General features: G+C 60.6%; 18 protein-coding genes and 1 pseudogene. 13 read left to right on the top strand and 6 right to left on the bottom strand.

What is annotated here, in order from left to right; all coding sequences use genetic code 11:
- Nucleotides 1-276 precede the first annotated feature (276 nt).
- On the top strand, nucleotides 277-2,163 hold the full coding sequence (locus FHD68_RS06635) for a cation:proton antiporter (RefSeq protein ID WP_139085459.1): 1,887 nt from the start codon (nucleotides 277-279) through the stop codon (nucleotides 2,161-2,163).
- Between the two features lie 436 nt (nucleotides 2,164-2,599).
- Here FHD68_RS06635 and FHD68_RS06630 read toward each other — a convergent pair whose 3' ends face one another.
- The 4 genes from FHD68_RS06630 to FHD68_RS06620 form a co-directional block, all read right to left on the bottom strand.
- On the bottom strand, nucleotides 2,600-3,682 hold the full coding sequence (locus tag FHD68_RS06630) for an endonuclease/exonuclease/phosphatase family protein (protein WP_052714962.1): 1,083 nt from the start codon (nucleotides 3,680-3,682) through the stop codon (nucleotides 2,600-2,602).
- 433 nt (nucleotides 3,683-4,115) lie between these two features.
- Nucleotides 4,116-4,268, bottom strand: coding sequence for a hypothetical protein (locus FHD68_RS18950; RefSeq protein WP_167550374.1), 153 nt, complete (start codon nucleotides 4,266-4,268; stop codon nucleotides 4,116-4,118).
- A gap of 244 nt (nucleotides 4,269-4,512) precedes the next feature.
- Nucleotides 4,513-4,989, bottom strand: coding sequence for a hypothetical protein (locus FHD68_RS06625; RefSeq protein WP_045983981.1), 477 nt, complete (start codon nucleotides 4,987-4,989; stop codon nucleotides 4,513-4,515).
- Nucleotides 4,990-5,101: 112 nt separating this feature from the next.
- Nucleotides 5,102-5,389, bottom strand: coding sequence for a hypothetical protein (locus tag FHD68_RS06620; protein WP_139085457.1), 288 nt, complete (start codon nucleotides 5,387-5,389; stop codon nucleotides 5,102-5,104).
- A 343-nt stretch (nucleotides 5,390-5,732) separates the two neighbouring features.
- On the opposite strand from FHD68_RS06620, the gene FHD68_RS06615 reads away from it, so the two are divergent.
- Both FHD68_RS06615 and FHD68_RS06610 read left to right on the top strand, forming a co-directional pair.
- Nucleotides 5,733-5,924, top strand: coding sequence for a hypothetical protein (locus FHD68_RS06615; protein WP_127899685.1), 192 nt, complete (start codon nucleotides 5,733-5,735; stop codon nucleotides 5,922-5,924).
- A 503-nt stretch (nucleotides 5,925-6,427) separates the two neighbouring features.
- A complete protein-coding gene (locus tag FHD68_RS06610; RefSeq protein ID WP_139085465.1) occupies nucleotides 6,428-6,634 on the top strand; it encodes a cold-shock protein in 207 nt (68 codons plus the stop codon).
- Nucleotides 6,635-7,084: 450 nt separating this feature from the next.
- Here the strand turns inward: FHD68_RS06610 and FHD68_RS06605 are convergent, their stop codons facing one another.
- Both FHD68_RS06605 and FHD68_RS06600 read right to left on the bottom strand, forming a co-directional pair.
- Entirely contained in the window at nucleotides 7,085-7,321 is a 237-nt protein-coding gene (locus FHD68_RS06605) for a hypothetical protein (RefSeq protein WP_139085455.1), read from the bottom strand.
- A gap of 59 nt (nucleotides 7,322-7,380) precedes the next feature.
- On the bottom strand, nucleotides 7,381-8,385 hold the full coding sequence (locus FHD68_RS06600) for a helix-turn-helix domain-containing protein (RefSeq protein WP_139085453.1): 1,005 nt from the start codon (nucleotides 8,383-8,385) through the stop codon (nucleotides 7,381-7,383).
- 117 nt (nucleotides 8,386-8,502) lie between these two features.
- Between FHD68_RS06600 and FHD68_RS06595 the strand changes: the two genes are divergently transcribed.
- The 10 genes and pseudogenes from FHD68_RS06595 to FHD68_RS06555 all read left to right on the top strand — a co-directional run bounded on the left by FHD68_RS06595 (nucleotide 8,503) and on the right by FHD68_RS06555 (nucleotide 15,796).
- On the top strand, nucleotides 8,503-9,186 hold the full coding sequence (locus tag FHD68_RS06595; protein WP_139085451.1) for an IS6-like element ISPmar1 family transposase: 684 nt from the start codon (nucleotides 8,503-8,505) through the stop codon (nucleotides 9,184-9,186).
- A 99-nt stretch (nucleotides 9,187-9,285) separates the two neighbouring features.
- Nucleotides 9,286-10,245, top strand: a complete 960-nt coding sequence (locus tag FHD68_RS06590) for a hypothetical protein (protein WP_244297780.1) — start codon at nucleotides 9,286-9,288, stop codon at nucleotides 10,243-10,245.
- A gap of 262 nt (nucleotides 10,246-10,507) precedes the next feature.
- Entirely contained in the window at nucleotides 10,508-10,849 is a 342-nt protein-coding gene (locus tag FHD68_RS06585) for an ArsR/SmtB family transcription factor (protein ID WP_167550372.1), read from the top strand.
- Nucleotides 10,850-10,852: 3 nt separating this feature from the next.
- The gene (gene arsB, locus FHD68_RS06580) at nucleotides 10,853-11,872 is read left to right on the top strand and encodes an ACR3 family arsenite efflux transporter (protein ID WP_139085447.1); all 1,020 of its coding nucleotides are present in this window, start codon (nucleotides 10,853-10,855) and stop codon (nucleotides 11,870-11,872) included.
- Entirely contained in the window at nucleotides 11,869-12,291 is a 423-nt protein-coding gene (arsC, locus tag FHD68_RS06575; RefSeq protein WP_139085445.1) for an arsenate reductase (glutaredoxin), read from the top strand. Before arsB ends, arsC begins: the two co-directional genes overlap by 4 nt.
- Nucleotides 12,266-12,787, top strand: a pseudogene (locus FHD68_RS19855) (NAD(P)H-dependent oxidoreductase); the annotation flags it as partial. The gene arsC and the pseudogene FHD68_RS19855, both read left to right, overlap by 26 nt.
- Complete coding sequence (locus FHD68_RS19850) at nucleotides 12,779-13,333, top strand: PhnD/SsuA/transferrin family substrate-binding protein (protein WP_341461887.1); 555 nt, start codon at nucleotides 12,779-12,781, stop codon at nucleotides 13,331-13,333. The pseudogene FHD68_RS19855 and the gene FHD68_RS19850, both read left to right, overlap by 9 nt.
- Nucleotides 13,334-13,456: 123 nt before the next feature.
- A complete protein-coding gene (locus FHD68_RS06565; RefSeq protein WP_139085440.1) occupies nucleotides 13,457-13,795 on the top strand; it encodes a hypothetical protein in 339 nt (112 codons plus the stop codon).
- 72 nt (nucleotides 13,796-13,867) lie between these two features.
- The gene (locus FHD68_RS06560) at nucleotides 13,868-15,370 is read left to right on the top strand and encodes a multicopper oxidase family protein (protein ID WP_139085438.1); all 1,503 of its coding nucleotides are present in this window, start codon (nucleotides 13,868-13,870) and stop codon (nucleotides 15,368-15,370) included.
- Between the two features lie 9 nt (nucleotides 15,371-15,379).
- Nucleotides 15,380-15,796 carry a c-type cytochrome gene (locus FHD68_RS06555; protein ID WP_139085436.1) on the top strand — a complete coding sequence of 139 codons (417 nt, stop codon included), beginning with the start codon at nucleotides 15,380-15,382 and terminating at the stop codon, nucleotides 15,794-15,796.
- Nucleotides 15,797-15,802: the final 6 nt, after the last annotated feature.

Here is a 15,802-nt window from a genome sequence, read left to right as displayed (position 1 = left end):
TGCTCATGCAGATCGTCTAACCGCATGGATTCCCGATGTGAATCCTTCACCGACTGAGTTCTGCAACAACGCCACGCCTACCCAAACACTAGAGTTGCGCAGTGACTACGGGACGTGGCTCGTCTGAGCCTGACTTGGCTAGGACATTGTTCGACGATGTAGCGCGCTGTCACGGTCTTATTGCTGCCGGTTCAACATGATCATCCAAAGGATCTTCGCCTCAAGGAACTGCCTTCTGTGCAGCGGCTTACCATTGCGGCAGCGTAAAGGGACATCATGGAAGGCGAAATCATGCAAGGGCTGACACCTGTACAGGTCGTGGCCTTGGTTGGCGTGCTTGGCGTCGGCGCGCAATGGCTTGCGTGGAGGCTTCGCTTGCCGGCGATCGTTTTGATGCTGGGCGTCGGTCTGCTGGTGGGGCCGGTCATGGGCTGGTTTCTGCCCGAACGTGATCTGGGGCCGATATATCGCCCACTGATCTCCGTTGCAGTCGCGATCATCCTTTTTGAAGGCGGATTGACCCTGACACACCATCATTTGGGTGATGCACGGGGCCCTGTCCAAAGATTGGTATATCTTGGCGCACCCTTGGGCTGGGCCCTGTCAGCCGGCGTGCTATGGCTGGCAGTGGGCCTTTCGTGGCAAGCGTCGGCAGTGTTCGGGGGCGTTATGGTTGTCACGGGACCGACCGTCATCGCGCCCATGCTGCGCCAGGCAAAGCTGCGTGCTCGGCCCGCCAGGATCCTGCAATGGGAAGCCATCCTGAATGATCCCATCGGCGTCCTGATCGCGGTATTGCTGCTTGAGGTCGTGCTTGTTCTTGAGACAGGATTGTCGGCGGGCGCAGCTATCTGGACGATAGGCTCGGGCATCGGCTTCGCAGCCTTTGCAGGATGGGCCGTAGGGGCCGGAATGGCAGTGGCGTTCCGCAAAGCATTCGTCCCCGAGTATATGAAAGTACCCGTTCTGTTCGTAGCGGTCTTGGCCGTTTTTGCCGTCACCGACACCATCCTGCATGAGACAGGCCTGCTGGCTGTGACCATCATGGGAATGGTTTTGGCAAACGCCAAACTGTCGTCCTACACGGAAATTCATCGCTTCAAAGAACATGCGACGATCCTCCTCGTGTCAGGAGTATTCGTCCTGATGGCCGCCTCCCTCGATTTTTCGACCCTAGGAGGGCTGACATGGCGCGCAGCGCTGTTTGTTCTGTTCACCGTTGCCTTGGCACGCCCCTTGCAGGTGCTTTTGCCTTTGATCGGAACCGCCCTGCCGATGAACGAGCGCTGGTTGATTGCCCTGACAGGACCGCGCGGCGTGGTCATGGTGGCCGTTTCCGGACTTTTCGGGGAGAAATTGGTCGAGGCAGGGATTCCCGATGGGGCAGCCCTTGCACCGCTTGCCTTCATCATCGTCCTCGCGACGGTCATCATTCACGGGTTCACGCTCGCACCGCTTGCCCGCAAGCTGGGCCTGTCCGGTCCGGAACGACCGGGTTTGTTGATCGTCGGCGGGTCACCCTTTGCCTTATCACTGGCACAGGCATTGCAGCGCGCGGATGTCGGCACATTGATTGCCGACACCAATCGGCAACATCTGAACCACGCGCGGCAGGCGGGCATCCCAACCTATCACGGTGATATCTTGGGCGAAGTCGCCGAACACAAGGTAGAATTCGTTGCCTACTCTACCGTTCTCGTTGCATCCGATAACGACGCCTACAATACGTTGGTCGCGACGGATATGGGCCCTGATCTTGGCCGAGAGCATGTTTGGCAATTGAGCAGGGTTCGCGAAGACTCACGCCACGCCCTGCCCGCCCAACTGGGTGGTCAGCGTCTGGAAGGAAGGCCGACATTCGAGACTGTCAACCAGCGCATTGCCGAAGGATGGGCCATTCGCAGCACCCGCCTTACGGAGGAGTACGATGCAGATGACTGGCGCGCTGACCGGCCGAATGCCGTTCCCATCCTGACCATCAGCAAAGGCGAGTTGTGCTTTGTCGGGAAGGATGTGCCGTTCTCGGCACAGCCGCAGGATTGGATCACGGCATTCGTGCCGCCAGAGCAATCAGGAAACTCTGGTAAGCAGCACAAACAATCTGCTGCTGAGGCGACCGAAATTGTAAAAGATCATCAAAGCACGCAGCAATCTGGGAGCTAGCATTTTACGTATCGCACGGAATTAGCCCCCCTTGCTTGTCGGCAGGCTGTTTCGCCTCTCCAGTCAAGCGGATACCTTTCAATTGGCTATCCTCATCAATGCGCACCGTCCTCGGTCCGCGTAGCATAGGCGCTTTGAGCCGAGGCTGTGTGGAAGGTCAGCCTTATGGTAGACTTAAACATGGTGGCGAGAGGTCGGCAGGTCGGGTTTCGTGAAGGGCACCGCCCGGGAACAGGCGGTTTTTTCCAGATCGTCTCCAGGTCGGGGTTGGCGAGGATCACGTGGTTCGGGTGATTGACCTGCTTGTCGTTGAACTCGATCTGTTAACGCTCTGAGTTCCGCGATCGGCGCCGGCGCGGACGGGGCGACCCGGATATCAAGCAGAGTACACTCGTGCCGCTTTGCCGTTGGACCTGCCGCCGGCGCTGAGCGGCACCTACCTCTCCCTGACCAGCGTTTCTGCACTCTCGAGGTCCAGATCGTCGATCAGGTCCCGATCTTCCTCGGTAAGGGGACGGGGCTGGATATTGAGCCTGGCGGCAAGGCCAGGATCCACGCGAAACGTGGCGGCCATCGGGAAATGGTCCGAGCCGACATGATCCAGACGCTCGATCGAGACGACGGCAATGTCGGGCGTTGCGTAGAATTGATCCAGCGGAAACCGAAGAAACCAGCTGTTCGCATCGAAGCTGGCATAGAAGCCGCGACCAATGCGGGGATCGAGGTAACCACCGACCCGTCTGAACGTCTGCGAGGTCTCGGACCAGGCCACGTCGTTGAAATCGCCCATCGCCACCACGGGCATGTCGTCGCTCTCCGCAAACTTTGCTGCGGCATAGATCTGGCGGTCGCGGTCGTTTGTGTCTTCCCCGGGGATCGGCGGTCGTGGATGCAGACCCAGGAAATGAAACGGCTGTCCGCCGGGGCTTCTCAGGCGCGCGAATAGAGATGGCGTTCTGTCGTTCGTCAGTTGGATGACCCGGGCCTCATCGACCGGTAGCCGGGTGGCAAACACCAGGCCGTAGTAGTTGCTCTGCGGCTGGCGCACGACGGTCGGATACCGCGACAGCATCGGCTGGAGTTCGGCGAGCCAAGTCGCGTCTGTTTCCAGGAGCAGCAGGATGTCCGGATCATAGCGGTTGATCATCTCGATGACGTCCTGATACCGCGTGTTGCCCATCTGGACGTTGGCTGTGATGACCCTGACAGCGTCTGGCGCCGGCTCTGCAAAGGCCATCTCCGGAGATGCCAGCGGCGTATAGGGATAGACCCGCCATGCCTGATAGCTGCAGACTCCGACCATCGCCAACAGGATTACCCAACGTGCGGGTCGGTTTAGGAACAGGGCGCCGATCATCAGGAAGAGGCTGGCGACAAGGATCTGAACGCGGGGAAAGCCCATTGCCCGCACCCACCATTCGTTCGTGTTCCACAGTGGAAGGATCGTCACGCAGACGGTCAGGATCGCCAGAGGCCACACGACAAGGGGGGCTGCGTGGCGGAGGATATGCATCGACATTCTTAGCTTCCCCAGGGTGCATCGGGCAGGCGTGTAGGGGTGGCTCCCCTCAAGGATGGACACGTCGTTTATGTTCCCTGGAATTGACGCTGTCCCGCAGGCATCGGGGCGGTTTCAATGATATCATGCACCGAGGTCCATATCGTAACTGACATTGGCCTCGCGACATGCAGTGGCGGGCATAGCCCACCATTCGATCCCAAAGTCGTGAGGCACGCGAATTCGCAGCTCAGACGCCTCGGCTGGACACACGACAAACCTGCGGCAGACGCATCAGCTGATCTGTCTGATTGCGGCTAAACCAGACGAAATCGCGCTCAACGATTTCAGTGGCGCTATTTCTGCATTCCGTAACAAGGATGCTGGGGGTTTTTAAGTCAGTGGATAGCCGCGCTGCATCTCGATCCGGCCCAATGCTAGAGCGTGGCTTCTATCAACCGGCGAGCTTGTACAACTGATCCTGTTGCCGGATGAGCTTTTCGTAAAGAGCCCGATACCGGGTGTTGTGGCGATATGCAGCAAGAGCTGAAACGATCATATCGAGTTCGTCTTCAGAGGCGATGGCCATGATCACGTTGTCCTGCACGGTTGTCTCCGTTGATTTTCTATTTCACCGGCATCAACATGCAGCGCACGTCGTGGTTGCACTGATTAACCGCAAGTTGAGATTCTGGCGGAAACGCGCTCAGACCAAGCAAAATGACCGTCGATCGCCGAGATGAAGTACGACACGTGCGATGATCCCACCATCCGCTGTGACAGAGGCGACGTTGGCGGCATGTGCCGTCACGGCCTCCGTGCGGTCGGTTATACGGTTCATGCCTGATACCTCACTGCAGGTCGCATATGCCCATGGCGGTGTCGAACGACGTGTCTGATGCCGACAGCTCTCCACTATCGATGTCGATAGGCCGAAACGGCGGAAGTTCCTGGGCGGCGGGTTGGACCTGGCTGAGACGATAGCAGCCGGTGTACACGGTGGTCCCGTCGGTGGTCACCGCTTCGATCGCAACAGGAACAGCGAAGTGCAGCGTGCCAGCAGCCCCATCGGCGATGACCTTTCCATGGCGCAGACGGACGCTTTGGGTGGTGGCGTAACCCTCACGGAAGGCGGCCAGGTCCGGAGCAGTTCTGGGATCAAAGTAGCTGTGCGCGCGAAGGTACTCCTGCCTGCTTATGGCATTATAAAGCGACGCCACCACCCGGTCCGCAGTGGACCGATCATCGAGATAGGGGGCGGCTTCTTGCGCATATGAAAGCGTCGACGACAAGGCGGCAAACGCTGCGAAGGTGAGGATGCGGATCATGCCGGGAGCCTCGATCTGATACTCATGATAAAGAGGTGGATTGCTCGGTATCGCGGGAGTGCCGCTCGGTGTGGCTACACCTCTTCCACTGAACTGGTGCGCGCGATGTTCATCAGCGGCAAGAGTAGCTGAACAGGTACCGCCCCTCGCCACCTGGGCGACCGGGGCTGACTGAGCATATGCGCTGATTGCTGAGGAGGTAGTCGCGGGCGGCCCTACGATACTCGATTTCCGGATCCTCGATCCCGACAGCCATCAAGGCGACCTCCAGTTGGCCGCGGCGATCGGCGATATACCATGCATTCCCCTTGTAGAAATGTTCGTCAGCGGTGCCGAAATCGGAAACGGGCGGTGTTGTGCACCCCCCAAGAGCAAGCAAGCCGATCAATGCGTATTTCATGCCGAGGTCAGTCCCTTACGATCACGCGGCCATGTCGCGCCTTTAACATAAAGACGAACCTTCGTTGGCAGTGTGAGTTCCGCGGCAAGCATCGGTCTTCTTGTCCGACCGGCGCGCGTTCTTCGGTGAGAGATCATCGATACCGGCAAACTCGCGGTCAAGGGTTCAGGCGAACAGATCGAGAAACCAAGCCTCCAGATCAAGCAGGTTTGGCAATGCGATTTTCGATAGGGCCTGGATGAAGAAGTATACCCGGCAAATGTCAGGATAACGGTCAGACTTGGCAAGCTACCTTGCGGAACATTGGATCCAGTCATCTGTTGAGGTGCAGGAGGACCATGTCATGACGCAAGACCAACCGAAACCGACACCTACCGATCAAGTTCAAGAGGCCGCAAAGACGGAGCGACACCCCGAAGTGCCTGACCATGTTTTAGATGAGAAGGACCCTGCTGTACCCGGCGGCAACCGCCCTAACGCCGCAGTCGCGGAAGACCCAACCAAGCCTGGCTTGATTGATAAGAGCAAGACCTGAGCAAAGTGACCATGCGTTGACGTCAAGGCCCGCCCGCTCGGCGGGCCTTTGAACATGAAAGCGTGTCGGTACAATTTAAGGATCGCGAGATTATTGATTCTCCTATAGGTTGAACTCGACAGCATTCCCTGTTGTCACCCGGCCCCGCTCGGCAACTCCCTCCAACCGAGCGGGGCATTTTTTCCCGACAGCTGTTCTGAGACCGTCCGCTATCAAGACCGACAGATAAGGATCGTCTAGAAGACCAACGCGTGTTGACGCTTCTGATCTGAAGGGGAGGTTCTGCGCCGATTGAGGGAAACTCTGGACTCTGGGTCTGATACCATTGTCCGAAATCCTTGCGCGCTTGGACTCGGCCGCCGTCTTCCTCCCCACATCTATCCACCTTGGCACCCACCACGGTTCGCGACGCCTCGGTTCGGACCGGCGGCCAAATCGGCGTCTTGCCGGATCGCACGTGATCGCCGACTATCGCTGCATCAGAAATCGTCTTGGAGAATGAAATGCCCAGAGGAACGGTCAAGTGGTTCAATGCGGACAAAGGCTTTGGCTTCATCCAACCGGAAGGCGGCGCGCAGGACGTCTTCGTCCACATCTCGGCCGTTGAGCGCGCTGGCTTGCAGACCCTGAAGGACGGGGTAGATGTGTCCTACGAGCTGGAAACGGGTCGCGGCGGCAAGACCAGCGCGATCGACCTTCGGCTGGTTTGAAGTCGGCTGGTTTGAAGACTGCCGGCCACACCGGCAGGGTCTTAGCTGACCTTGCCGCTCGGCTGAAGTTGCTCGTAGGCGACCCGTGCTCGGGTCGCCCCTTTCTTTACACCGGATCACCGTTGGCATATCGCGTCTCCATTGTAGCCAGAACCTTACCCTTATGGCGCTAATGGTCGGATGATAACGGCATGAACCGCGCCGCGTGGTTCAAATGCCTGACTCGACGCAACTGTCGCGTACCCGTTAAATCGGAGACGCCAAGGCAGACAGCTCAGGACGTTTGGGCAGTTCGCGCTATTGCCCGGCGCCGGAGGTGCGGTTCCAGTATTGCGGCGACGACGTGAACCCGACACTGGAGCGGATCTTCGCCAAGAGCAGCACCTCGCACCTATGTCGCGGAGCTGTCAGTTCCGGTGAACTATAGTTGGTATAGTTAATAACATACCCTCAGTGAGACAGACCATGTGCAGCATTGCGATAGTCCCTGTCCCATTTCCGCTCGACTTCGATGTCGAGGATGATCCATGTCTGGTCTGCAAAAGCGAGCTCAACGCCGACTGGATCTGCACGCGGTGTCATGCAGATCACTTTGAGGGCGTCATGCTCCTGATCGGGTATGGATCGCCCAAGAGGGGCGCGCCAGGCGTCCAAGATTTCGGGCACGGCACCGGGAAAGCGGAACACCGCTGACTGGTCTTGCCTCCGTCTCACTGGACACATACGCAGTTCGAATTTGAGCTACCTTACTCATCTCTCCGCTGCCCGCCCCCCGCCCGGCGCACGACATCATCCAAGCCCGACATCGCGGCATCGAGCTCTGCCATGATCCGGTCCAGTTGGCCCCCGTCGCATCCTCCCTTTATCCGCTCCAAAGCTCCAATCGGTTTCGTGCGTTTGCTTGGCCCCTCGCGGCTGACGAATACATCACCCCGAACCGCCCCCGCCCCTCCCGTATGGCCCATCCGCGCAGCGAGAGACGGCAGCGCCCAGAACCGGGAGGTGCTGCGGGCGGTGAGATTGCTGAGGCAGCCGGCATCGACAAGTTCACTGATCAGCGACAGGGCCGTCCGGCGCGTCACACCCAGATGATCCATGACCATCGCCGAGCTGACGACCGGCTGCACCTTCAGATGGGCGATCAGGTCGGAAAGGCGCGACCGGCCGTGTGCAGACGACGTCATGGCCTTGAGACGCGCCAGCTCATGGCGCAGGGTCCCCAGATGGCCGAGATCATGAGAGAGGCTCCGCGTGGCTGCCTCCAGAAACGTGGCCAGCCCCGTCATCGGCGACCAGACCCGGAAGCCGGTGCGGGTCAGCGACACGGATGGCGGCACGATCCACCCGGCAACTGCCGGCATCAGCAGGCCCCCTGCCCTCTCGTCCAGCTCATCGCGGTCGACCCTTTTATCAGGAGACAGCCCCTGCAGATGCCGCGCGGCACCCTCCACGGCCATGAAGACCAGCCGCTCGGCCACCGGGCTGCTCCGTCGGGAACGGAAGGCATAGCTGGCCGCCGCGCGCCATCCCGCCAGGATCGGAACGTGGGACCAGGCGCGACCAGCCTCAACGACCAGGGGCAGCTCCGCATCCTCGAGACGATCGCCCTCATCGCGTGTCTGCCCGATGGGCGTGGCGGCCGCTTCGATCCGGCGCAGGGCCGCGACCGGCGCGCCGAACGGATCCCCGGGTCGCCGGATGACGGTCAAGACCTTCAGGGCCATCTCGGCTGCCCGGGCATCCTCGTCCATCGCGGTGCCGCTGGTAAGACGCAGCACTATCCCCGGATCTGTCGCAAATTTTTCGCAAGGTCCAAGCCGGAAAGATAGAATGGCGTGAAGTCGGCCGTTTTTGCTGAGGATTGTGCAATGAGCGTATCATTCAAAGGTGCCCACTTTCCCAAGGACGTGATCCTGCACGCGGTCTTTTTCTACCTGCGCTACGGGGTGTCCTACCGAGACCTTGAGGAGATCATGGCCGAGCGAGGTGTCACGGTTGACCATGCCACACTCAACCGATGGGTGGAGCGGTACGCGGGTCAGGTCGCGGAAGATGCGCGGCGGCGCAAGCAACCCACTGACAGATCCTGGCGCATGGACGAGACCTACATCAAGGTGAAAGGCCAGTGGGTCTATCTTTACCGCGCCGTCGACAAGTTCGGGAAGACGCTGGACTTCATGCTCTCGGAGCGCCGCAACAAGCCCGCGGCGATCAAGTTCTTCGCCAGCGCGATGGAGGTGAACGGCCTGCCCCGCAAAATCGTCATCGACAAGAGTGCAGCCAACACCGAAGGCATCAAGGACATCAACCGGATGTTGAAGCGGTTCGGATGCCCGGTCGCGATCGAGATGGTGCGGATCAAGTATCTTAACAATCTTGTCGAGCAGGATCACCGTTTCATCAAACGCCGGGTGAGACCAATGCTCGGCTTCAAGAGCTTCAAGTCAGCCGCGTCAACCATCGCCGGGATCGAGCTGGTCAACATGATCCGCAAGGGGCAGTTCAGACCAGAGCTTCGCCCATTTCAGACGTTCTGTCAGATCGCCGGCTGAAGTCGAGGCAGTCATCGACGCCGTGCGTCTCGACGCCCAATTTGCGACAGAACCGTGGAACAGTCGTCTGAGGACGATCTTTGGTTCCTGCCCGGTCCCATGGAAGAGGAGCCGGATTATCTGCCGCCGGGACCACGGGCCGAGCCGCGTGACGCCGAAGTCCTCGACGATTGGCGCAAAGCAGAGGCGGGTCATGCTGCGCGTCTTGCCCGTGTGGCCGGTCGAGTCGGTGCGCTGGACGACCGGCTGAAGCGGGGCCCGGAAGGATGGCGGCACAGGCTTGCCCTGTTCGAGGCTGCCGACCTCAGCTGGTTCGCGGGTGACCGCATTGGCCCAGATCGGCTGGCGCTCTGGATCTCCATGCGCTTGTCCGGCGTACAGGACGACACTGCCGCGCTCGCGCGTGTCGGTTGGGCGGTGCGGCGGCTATCCGGTGGGCCAGGACCGGAGGTAGACCTTTCCGCCTTCCTTGACCGCCGCGACCCCGAGAACCTCGCGGATGAGGCCGAACCTTTTGCGGATCGCGCAGGCGGTTGGCTGGACCTTACGGCGCAAGCTTCCGAGTTGCACCCGATCACCCGTGCTTGCTTGGGCTTTCACCTCTGGAGCCTCGCGGGACTCGGGCAGCAAAGCGATCGAATGGAGGCGGCCGTCACAGCTGCGCGGATCGCGGCCAGCGAGGGCAAGGGAGCAGTCTTTGCACCTCTGGCCATGGGCGGGGCAGGGGGGTTGCGCGCGGGCGGCCCACCCGCTGACCGTCTGGCGCGATGGCTTGACGGGTTGGAGACCGCCTGCCTGACCGCAATGCGGCACCTTGACGATATCGAGGCATGGTCAGCGAGGGCGGAAACGGAGATGACCCCACTCTCGGGCAAGACCCCGCGTGCCTTGCGCGCTGTGGTGACCGAATGGCCCCTTGTATCCGCTCCGATGGCCGAGGCGATGACCGGCGCCAGTCGCGCCGCAGTCCAGCGCAACCTTGCCTGGATGGAAGCGCATGGGCTGATCCGCGAAGTGACAGGGCAGGGGCGGTACAGGATGTGGCGCGCCACGAACTGACGGCTCTGAACGGTCCTTCACCTGGTGGGTTACAGGATCGCCCCGACATTCAAGACTTTGCTCAAGCTGTGCAAGTTGGTGATCCGGATAGCACAGATGCGGTAGAGGATAAGGTGCCGGCAAGGGCACTCTGCCACGGAAACTGCGGTGATTGACTATCCGCGTACCGAGCTCCCCAGCCACTCGCCAATGAATTCGCTTGCGTCGGCAGTTACGAAAACATATCGGTAAACGACGATAGCCGATTTTAGATGAGGCCAAGATGACAGAAGTCCAGCAAGACCTTGAGGACATGAGAATGGCGGCAACAGCCAAGGCCCTGGGCCATCCGGCGCGATTGCGGATCTTGCGGCTGCTGGCGCGAACACCGGGTTGTATCGGCGGTGATATCGTCGAGGCCGTCGGCCTCGCGCAGTCCACGGTGTCCGAGCATCTCCGCATCCTAAAGGAGGCGGGCGTGATCGAAGGGCAGATCGACCCGCCGCGGGTCTGCTATTCACTCAGCCCTGGGGCCTTGCAGCCCCTCTCGGCGCTGATTGAAGAACTCGACGTCATTCGCAGCGAGTCTGCCTGCTGCATAACCCCTGCTAGAGCCCAAGGTTGATCAATGTCACTTTTTGAACGCTATCTGTCTGTCTGGGTGCTGCTGTGCATCGTCGCGGGCATCGTGCTCGCCTCGCTGCTGCCGGGCCTGTTTGCAGCGTTGGCCGCGCTCGAATATGCCTCGGTCAATCTGGTGGTCGCTGTCCTGATCTGGGCGATGGTCTATCCGATGATGGTCGCCGTGGATCTGAGCGCGCTCAAGGGCGTGGGCCAGCGCCCCAAGGGCCTGGTCATAACCGTGATCGTGAATTGGCTGATCAAGCCCTTCACCATGGCCGCCCTGGGCGTGCTGTTTTTCGAATACGTCTTTGCGGACCTGATCGACCCGGCGGATGCAGGCCAGTACATCGCCGGGCTGATCCTGCTCGGGGCAGCACCCTGCACGGCGATGGTCTTCGTCTGGTCCCAACTTACAAAAGGGGATCCGAATTACACGCTGGTCCAGGTGTCACTGAACGATGTGATCATGGTGTTCGCCTTTGCGCCCATCGTGGCTCTGCTGCTTGGCGTGACCGATATCGCCGTTCCTTGGGAAACGCTGGTTCTTTCCGTGGTTCTCTATGTCGTTCTGCCGCTTGCTGCCGGCATCTTCACCCGGTCCAGACTGATGACCCGGGGTGGAGAAGCTGCAGTTTCTTCTTTCACCGCGCGGATCAAGCCCGCCTCGGTTCTGGGGTTGCTCCTGACAGTGGTGCTGTTGTTCGGGTTTCAGGGCAGCGTCATCACCGAAAACCCGTTCCTGATCGTCCTGCTTGCCACGCCGATCCTGATCCAGTCCTACGGGATCTTTGCCATCGCCTATTACTGGGCGTGGCGTTGGAAGGTGCCGCATAAGGTGGCCGCCCCCTGCGCGCTGATCGGTACATCGAATTTCTTCGAACTGGCCGTTGCTGTGGCCATTGGCCTTTTCGGTCTCAATTCCGGGGCTGCGTTGGTGACGGTAGTCGGCGTTCTGGTGGAGGTTCCCGTGATGCTTTCACTCGTCTGGTTCGCCAACCGCACAAGGGAGCGATTTCCGGCATGAGTGTCGTCATCTACCACAATCCGGACTGCGGGACATCGCGCAACACTTTGGCGATCCTGCACGCTGCGGGCACCCTGCCAACGGTGATCAATTACTTGGAAACGGGTTGGACGCGTGCGCAGCTCTTAGGTCTGTTCGCTGCGGCTGGCGTAACCCCACAGGAGGCACTGCGCGTTGCGCGAAGCCCGGCAGAAGCAATGGGGCTTACCGCGCCCGGTGTGTCGGACGAGGTTCTCCTCTCTGCGATGGTGGAACATCCGATCCTGGTCAACCGCCCCTTCGTCTGCACGCACAAGGGCGTTCGGCTCTGCCGCCCATCTGAAACCGTTCTAGACCTGCTTGATACGCTGCCGCCGGGGCCGCTTGCGAAGGAAGACGGTCAGCTCATTATTGATGATCGGGGAAAACGAATTGCCTGACGACCTGACGAACCTGACCACCCCTCAGCTTGATGAGCAGCACTTCGCTTCAATCGACCGCGAACGACTGCGGCCTACGATCGTCCGAACGCATCCACCGCGTATTCTGATCCTCTATGGCTCGCTGCGGGTCCGCTCATTTAGCCGGCTGTCCGCGGAAGAGGCCGGGCGCATCCTTACGCGCCTGGGGGCGGAAGTGCGGTTTTTCCATCCATCCGGCCTCCCGCTGGTTGATGACGGGGTCGATGCCAGCCACCCGAAAGTCCGCGAGCTACGCGATCTGGTCGCATGGAGTGAGGGCATGGTCTGGTCAAGCCCTGAGCGTCACGGCGCGATGACCGGGTTGATGAAGACGCAGATCGACTGGATCCCGCTGTCCGAGGGCGCCGTGCGCCCGACGCAGGGAAAGACGCTGGCAGTAATGCAGGTCTCGGGCGGATCGCAGAGCTTCAACGCCGTGAACCAGATGCGGCTGCTCGGGCGTTGGATGCGGATGGGGCGTGAGATCGAACTGGTTCAGCGTCGCACCTATCAGGAAATCACTGGCCTTCTGCTGGAACGTAGTGTCGATGCGGCTTGGCTTTGCGGCTATCCCTATCTCCAGCACGCCGATTTGCTGGATCTTGTCGCTGCGCCTGTGTGGCGCGGTGGCCCGCGATACCAGTCTTACCTCATTGTCGGGGCAGAAGATGGAGCGGAAGCGCTGTCCGACCTGCAAGGGGGCACGCATGCATTTTCCGACCCGGATTCGAACTCTGGCTATCTTGTGACCGCGACCGATCTGCGCCGGATGGGGGAACAGGTCGAGGGCTTCTTCAGTCGATCCATTTTCACGTTTGGCCATCGCAACGTGGTGCGCGCGGTGGCGGATGGCGAACATCCCCCAGAACGTGGTCATCGGTCCCGGTCTGAAGGGTCTGCTCCTGATCACAACCGTGGCGGGCATGACGGGCCCTTGTATCGCGATCCTCACCGAAACAGGCGCATCTGTTCTGGTGACGCAGAACGCGCAGCGGCTTATGGCGTTCAACCGGGAAGCTAGGAGGGGATGGGGCTTGCCGGCCGCTTCACCACTTGCAAAGCTGCTGAGCAAACCGTGAGTTGAATCCGGGTTGCCACGCGACTACCATCACAACTTACGAACCTCTCTGGACCCGAGCTAGGAATGCGCCGCTGGATCTCTTCGTTGCTGGTTGTCCTGATTGCTCTCGGCGGTCTGATCCAGCATGCGGAGATGGCTTTAGCTGCTGATATGCCCGGTCACCATATGTCGGCCGAGATGATTGCGGCTGACACGCAGCATTATGACAAAGAGCATCCTCCGTCCCAATCGGCTATGACCGATGCCTGCGCGATCATCTGTCTTGGCACGTCTACGCCTAGGATCGTCACCGCGCATTTGGCCCCGGTCAGGAACAAACACCCCTTGCAGTGGCCGTTCACCGATGCGGCCCATGACAGTCGCGGCGTCGGCCCCGCCGTCCGTCCTCCGAAATCCCTCTGAGCGTTTGCTTCGTAATGCCTCATCAGAGGCGTCTGACACAGTTTGCCCCCCGGGGCATGATGGATTTCTTGCATGACAAACTTACTCGATCGCCGCGGCTTTCTGGCCGGGTCCAGTGCTTTAATCGCTGCACTTTCGCTGCCACGCGCTGGCCTTTCACAGACGGCCCCACTTGGGCTGCGCGCGACCACACGCTCTCTGGACATCGACGGGCGCGCGGCGACCGTCTTCGGACTGGTCAATGGCGCCGGTGGCCAGGGGCTGGTTCTGGACCCCGGCCAGCGCTTCCTCGTCAACCTGACCAATGATCTCGACGTGCCGACGATCGTTCACTGGCATGGGCAAATTCCGCCCAATGTGCAGGACGGCGTGCCCGACATGCCATTGCCGCTGCTGCGCCCCGGCGAAACGCGGTCCTATGATTTCGAACCAGCGGCCGGAACGCACTGGATGCACAGCCATGTGCCGGTTCAGGAAATGCAGTTGCTGGCGGCGCCGTTAATTGTCCGGCGCCCCGATGACGTGAAGGCCGACCGACAAGAGGTCACCATTTTCCTGCATGATTTTTCTTTCCGTCCGCCGGAAGAGGTTCTGGACGAGATCCGATCCGGGAAAGGCCATCCAGAGCCTGAAACTGCCGATGATGCGCAGGGCGCCAACGCTCATGCAGGGCATGATATGGGTGCGATGGGCACATCCGGCATGTCGGCGATGGAGGGGATGGAAGGCATGACCGCGGCCGGGATGGGCGGCATGGCGATGGACCTGAACGACTTCAATTTCGATGCCTATCTGGCGAATGACCGGACCCTCTCCGATCCCGAGATCGTGGCGGTCGAGAAGGGCGGGCGGGTTCTGCTGCGCGTCATCAACGGCGCCGCCGCCACGGTATTCTGGATCGCCTGCGGCGATGTTCCAGCGCGACTGGTCGCGGTGGACGGCCAGCCGGTGCAGGCACTTCCGGCGGCGCGCTTTGGCGTTGCGATGGGGCAACGACTGGATATCGAGCTTGACCTGCCCTCGGGCGGTGGTGCCTGGCCGATCCTGGCGCTGCGCGAGGGGGCGCATGAACGCACGGGTCTGATCCTGGCGACGGCCGGCGCGGATGTGCCGATCATCTCGGGCCTGTCGGACGAGGCGGCACCGGCCTTTGACATTGACCTTGCGCAAGAGGCGGTCCTGCGGGCGCTTGCGCCACTGGCCGACCGTCCCGCCGATTTGTCGCCGATGGTCATGCTGGGCGGCCAGATGCAGCCGTATCGCTGGACCATCAACGACCGACTGTTCGAGGACCGGGTTCCGGTCACGGCGACCACCGGTCAGCGGGTCGAGTTAAATTTCCACAACATGTCCATGATGGGACATCCGATGCATCTTCACGGCCACCATTTCCAGGTTGTGGCCATCAACGGCAACCGCGTGGCCGGGGCGTTGCGCGATACGGTCTATGTGCCGCCGATGTCGATGGTGACCGTGGCGCTGGATGCGGGCGAGGCCGCCGAATGGATGCTCCACTGTCATCACATGCCGCATCTGGCCAGTGGGATGATGACCACCTTCAGCGTCTCGGCATGAGGTGGGATAATGTCGAAATCCCGGCTTTTCGTTCTGATTGCGGTGATCGGTGCGGCTGTGTTTGTCTGGGCGCTTCGGCGCCCGGATACGGCCGCTGCCACAGGCACCCCGATGGTCACGGTCAATGTGCCATCGTCGCTGTCATTACCGGCTGCCAAAGGCCGGACCGCCTTTGATACGAACTGCGCGTCCTGCCATGGAGAGAACGCCAGCGGGAGGGACGGTATCGGTCCGCCCTTGATCGATCCGATCTATCGGCCCGGCCATCACGCGGATATTGCCTTTGAGCTGGCCGCGAGAACCGGCGCGCGGCAGCATCACTGGACATTCGGCAACATGCCCCCAACTGAGGGCGTCACCGATGCCGATCTTGCGGTGATCATCGCCTATATCCGCGAAATTCAACGTGCCAATGGCATCAATTGAAAGGAC

It is taken from the genome of Paracoccus marcusii (assembly GCF_006151785.1).
Lineage (GTDB): Bacteria > Pseudomonadota > Alphaproteobacteria > Rhodobacterales > Rhodobacteraceae > Paracoccus > Paracoccus marcusii.
Note: the sequence above shows the minus strand (reverse complement) of the source record. Positions and strands in the feature narration are given on the sequence as shown.

What these genes read in the sequence shown, in the direction of transcription:
- FHD68_RS06600 (WP_139085453.1), bottom strand. Translation starts at nt 8,385, where the DNA reads ATGGACGAGGATGCCCGGGCAGCCGAGATGGCCCTGAAGGTCTTGACC.
- FHD68_RS06590 (WP_244297780.1), top strand. Translation starts at nt 9,286, where the DNA reads ATGGAAGAGGAGCCGGATTATCTGCCGCCGGGACCACGGGCCGAGCCG.
- FHD68_RS06585 (WP_167550372.1), top strand. Translation starts at nt 10,508, where the DNA reads ATGACAGAAGTCCAGCAAGACCTTGAGGACATGAGAATGGCGGCAACA.
- FHD68_RS06560 (WP_139085438.1), top strand. Translation starts at nt 13,868, where the DNA reads ATGACAAACTTACTCGATCGCCGCGGCTTTCTGGCCGGGTCCAGTGCT.
- FHD68_RS06620 (WP_139085457.1), bottom strand. Translation starts at nt 5,389, where the DNA reads ATGAAATACGCATTGATCGGCTTGCTTGCTCTTGGGGGGTGCACAACA.
- arsB (WP_139085447.1), top strand. Translation starts at nt 10,853, where the DNA reads ATGTCACTTTTTGAACGCTATCTGTCTGTCTGGGTGCTGCTGTGCATC.
- FHD68_RS06630 (WP_052714962.1), bottom strand. Translation starts at nt 3,682, where the DNA reads ATGTCGATGCATATCCTCCGCCACGCAGCCCCCCTTGTCGTGTGGCCT.
- arsC (WP_139085445.1), top strand. Translation starts at nt 11,869, where the DNA reads ATGAGTGTCGTCATCTACCACAATCCGGACTGCGGGACATCGCGCAAC.
- FHD68_RS19850 (WP_341461887.1), top strand. Translation starts at nt 12,779, where the DNA reads ATGCGGATGGGGCGTGAGATCGAACTGGTTCAGCGTCGCACCTATCAG.
- FHD68_RS06565 (WP_139085440.1), top strand. Translation starts at nt 13,457, where the DNA reads ATGCGCCGCTGGATCTCTTCGTTGCTGGTTGTCCTGATTGCTCTCGGC.
- FHD68_RS06625 (WP_045983981.1), bottom strand. Translation starts at nt 4,989, where the DNA reads ATGATCCGCATCCTCACCTTCGCAGCGTTTGCCGCCTTGTCGTCGACG.
- FHD68_RS06555 (WP_139085436.1), top strand. Translation starts at nt 15,380, where the DNA reads ATGTCGAAATCCCGGCTTTTCGTTCTGATTGCGGTGATCGGTGCGGCT.
- FHD68_RS06615 (WP_127899685.1), top strand. Translation starts at nt 5,733, where the DNA reads ATGACGCAAGACCAACCGAAACCGACACCTACCGATCAAGTTCAAGAG.
- FHD68_RS06610 (WP_139085465.1), top strand. Translation starts at nt 6,428, where the DNA reads ATGCCCAGAGGAACGGTCAAGTGGTTCAATGCGGACAAAGGCTTTGGC.
- FHD68_RS06635 (WP_139085459.1), top strand. Translation starts at nt 277, where the DNA reads ATGGAAGGCGAAATCATGCAAGGGCTGACACCTGTACAGGTCGTGGCC.
- FHD68_RS06595 (WP_139085451.1), top strand. Translation starts at nt 8,503, where the DNA reads ATGAGCGTATCATTCAAAGGTGCCCACTTTCCCAAGGACGTGATCCTG.